This window comes from Aquisalimonas sp. (assembly GCF_007120195.1).
GTDB lineage: Bacteria > Pseudomonadota > Gammaproteobacteria > Nitrococcales > Aquisalimonadaceae > Aquisalimonas.
On the sequence record NZ_SKOG01000258.1, the window covers coordinates 1 to 3,139 of the forward strand.

Annotated in this window: 2 protein-coding genes, 2 rRNA genes and 1 pseudogene; all 5 read left to right on the forward strand. The window is 64.8% G+C overall.

Annotated features, from left to right (window positions below; genetic code table 11):
* Window positions 1-306 (forward strand): 23S ribosomal RNA (locus QZT63_RS17965); the annotation flags it as partial.
* Between the two features lie 117 nt (window positions 307-423).
* A 5S ribosomal RNA gene (gene rrf, locus QZT63_RS17970) occupies window positions 424-540 on the forward strand.
* Window positions 541-633: 93 nt separating this feature from the next.
* Entirely contained in the window at window positions 634-1,974 is a 1,341-nt protein-coding gene (locus QZT63_RS17975) for a M18 family aminopeptidase (RefSeq protein ID WP_290653147.1), read from the forward strand.
* Between the two features lies 1 nt (window position 1,975).
* Complete coding sequence (birA, locus tag QZT63_RS17980; protein WP_290653149.1) at window positions 1,976-2,944, forward strand: bifunctional biotin--[acetyl-CoA-carboxylase] ligase/biotin operon repressor BirA; 969 nt, start codon at window positions 1,976-1,978, stop codon at window positions 2,942-2,944.
* A pseudogene (locus QZT63_RS17985) lies at window positions 2,941-3,139 on the forward strand (hypothetical protein); the annotation flags it as partial. The gene birA and the pseudogene QZT63_RS17985, both read left to right, overlap by 4 nt.

A 3,139-nucleotide genomic window follows, 5' to 3' on the forward strand; every position in this document is an offset into this window, starting at 1 on the left:
GACAGTTCGGTCCCTATCTGCCGTGGGCGTCGGAGATTTGAAGGAAGCTGCTCCTAGTACGAGAGGACCGGAGTGGACGCACCTCTGGTGTTCCGGTTGTCACGCCAGTGGCACTGCCGGGTAGCTAAGTGCGGACGGGATAACCGCTGAAAGCATCTAAGCGGGAAGCCCTTCCCAAGATGAGATCTCCCTGGGTCCTCGAGACCCCTAAAGGGCCGTTGAAGACTACAACGTTGATAGGCTGGGTGTGGAAGCGCAGTAATGCGTGAAGCTAACCAGTACTAATTGCCCGTGAGGCTTGGCCATATAACACCCAAGAAGTCTGGTGTGGTCACACCTCAGAAAAGCGACGTGCCAGAGTACAGCAACTTTCCAAATTCACAGCCGGTGCCGGCAGGCACTGGCGCATGGTGAGCCAGTTTGCCTGGCGACAATAGCAAGTGGGAACCACCCGACTCCATTCCGAACTCGGAAGTGAAACCACTTAGCGCCGATGATAGTGCCGCCTCGCTGTGGTGCGAAAGTAGGTCATCGCCAGGCTGTTATCCCAAAACCCCGCAGCAGCGCTGCGGGGTTTTTTTATGCTTTGGTATTCTGTGCGCAGGGACGCAGCGAGGCCGGTGGGGCAAGCGCATGAGCGAAACGCGGCAACGGCAGAAGGCCGGTGAACTTCTGGACTTTATCGACGCCAGTGCGAGTCCATGGCATGCCGTCGCCGAGATGGTGCGGCGTCTCGAGGCGGGTGCGTTTCAGCGCCTCGAGGAGGGCGACCCTTGGCAGCTCGAGTCCGGCGGCCGTTACTACGTGGTCCGGGATGCGTCCACAATCGCCGCGTTTAGCCTCGGCTCGGGGCGTGTCGTGGATCACGGCTTTCGTATCGTTGGCGCCCACACCGACTCCCCGGGTTTCCGCGTGAAACCCGCCGGGAGCCAGTCGCGGGGCGGTCATGTCAGCGTGGATGTGGAACTCTACGGGGGCCCGATTGTTGCGACCTTTGCCGACCGTGACCTGACCCTGGCCGGCCGCGTGATGACGCGCGACACGACGAGCGGCGAGGTGATCCCCCACCTCTACCACTCCCGCCGTCCGCTGCTGCGGCTTCCCAACGCCGCCATTCACCTGAATCGTCAGGTCAATCAGGACGGCTTGCGTTTCCAGCAGCACGACGAGCTGTCGTTGATCCTCGCCAGCCTCAGTGAAGGCCTTCCCTCGAGCCCGGGACTTCGCGACCACCTGGCCGAGACCCTGGCCGTTGATGCCGACGATGTACTGACCTGGGAGCTCGCCGTCGCAGACGCCCAGCCCGGCGCCTTCTTCGGGTTAAATGACGAGTACATCGCCACCGGCCGGTTGGATAACCTCGCCTCCTGCCACGCGGGCCTGGACGCGCTGCTCGCAGCAGACCCCGAGGCCTTTCCCGGAGTTTCGATGCTGGTGTGTTTCGACCACGAGGAGGTGGGCAGCCAGAGCTTCAAGGGCGCGCAGGGCAGCTTCCTGCCCGACCTGGTGTACAGGATCAGCCACGCCTGCCAGGCGCACGGGGCCGACCGCCATCGGGCGGCAGCGGCGAGCATGGTGCTCAGCGCCGACATGGCGCACGGCTACCACCCGAACTTCGCGCGGCTGTATGACGATGGCAACCAGGCCCACTTGAACGCCGGGCCCGTGATCAAGGTCAACGCCCAGCAACGCTATTCGACGGATGCTGCCGCGGGGGCGGTGTTTATGGCCTTGTGCGAGGAGGCAGAGGTGCCGTGCCAGAAGTACATCCACCGCAATGATATCCCGTGCGGCACCACGATCGGGCCCATCACTGCGGCGGGCATCGGCGTGCGCACCGTCGACGTGGGCAATGCCATGTGGTCCATGCACAGCGTGCGCGAAAGCGCCGGTGCCCACGACCACAGCGCGATGATCGACGTGCTGCGGCACTTCTTCACCCGGGAGCGTCTGCCCTGGCAGGAGAGGGGCTGACATGGATCGAGCCGATCGTCTGCTGCATACCCTCGCCGATGGCGAACCCCACTCCGGGGAGGGCTTGGGCGCTGTGTTGGGCGTCACGCGTGCAGCTGTTTGGAAGCTGATCAACCAGTTGCGCGAGCAGGGGGTTCCCATCCGCTCTGTGCGCCGGCGCGGCTACCGGCTCGAAGCGCCCATGGAATTACTGGATGTCCGGGCGATGCGCAGCGAAATGAGCGCCGGGGCCGCACGGGCCCTGGGGGCGCTCGCCGTCGAACGTGTTGTTGATTCCACCAACCGGCGGCTGTTTGCCGAGCTAGACCAGTTGGCGCGCCCCCGGGCGCTTCTTGCGGAAGCCCAGAGCGCGGGCCGCGGGCGCCGCGGCCGCAGCTGGCATTCGCCATTCGGCCGAAACCTGTATCTCAGCATCGCCTGGCCCTTCGAGGCGGTGCCGGGCGGCGTCGGCGGACTGAGCCTCGCCACCGGCATTGCCGTGGCCGATGAACTCTCCCGCTATAAGGTCTCCGGATTGGGGCTCAAATGGCCGAACGACCTGCTCATCCACGAGGCCAAGGTGGGGGGTATACTGGTGGAGCTCCAGGGTGAGCCGGAAGGCCCCTGCGCCGCGGTCATTGGGCTCGGGCTCAATCTGCAGATGGACGATGCCGGCGCGGTTGACCAGCCCTGGACGGCACTGTGCGCCCATCTCGCGTTTTGGCCCGGCCGTAACGTAATCGCCGGCGGCGTGCTGAACGCCATGATCCTCGCCATGCAGCGCTTCCAGGTCCATGGGTTCGCCGGTTTCGCCGGCGACTGGGCCCGCCACGATTTGCTTGCCGGCCGTCAGGTTCGCCTGCATGTCGGCTCACGCACCGTCGATGGCCTTGCCTGCGGTGTCGACCAGACCGGTTGCCTGTTGTTGGACCAGGGCCAGGGACCTGAGCCCTGGAGGGCCGGCGAAGTTTCACTGCGTTCCCTGACATGATTTTGCTGTTCGACCTTGGCAATTCGCGGTGTAAATGGTGCCTTTGGGACCAGGGTGCCATCCGGGACCAAGGGGCTGTCGCCTACACGGCCGATGGGGGCCTGCCGGGGGCATTGTTCGAGCACCTGGAAGACCTTGCCGAGGCTCCCGTCGCCGCCATGGCCTGCACGGTGTCGGCCCCGGAGCTTCTGGAGC

Excerpts from the sequence above, each read along its gene's own strand:
- QZT63_RS17975 (WP_290653147.1), top strand. The coding sequence starts at position 634 with ATGAGCGAAACGCGGCAACGGCAGAAGGCCGGTGAACTTCTGGACTTT.
- birA (WP_290653149.1), top strand. The coding sequence starts at position 1,976 with ATGGATCGAGCCGATCGTCTGCTGCATACCCTCGCCGATGGCGAACCC.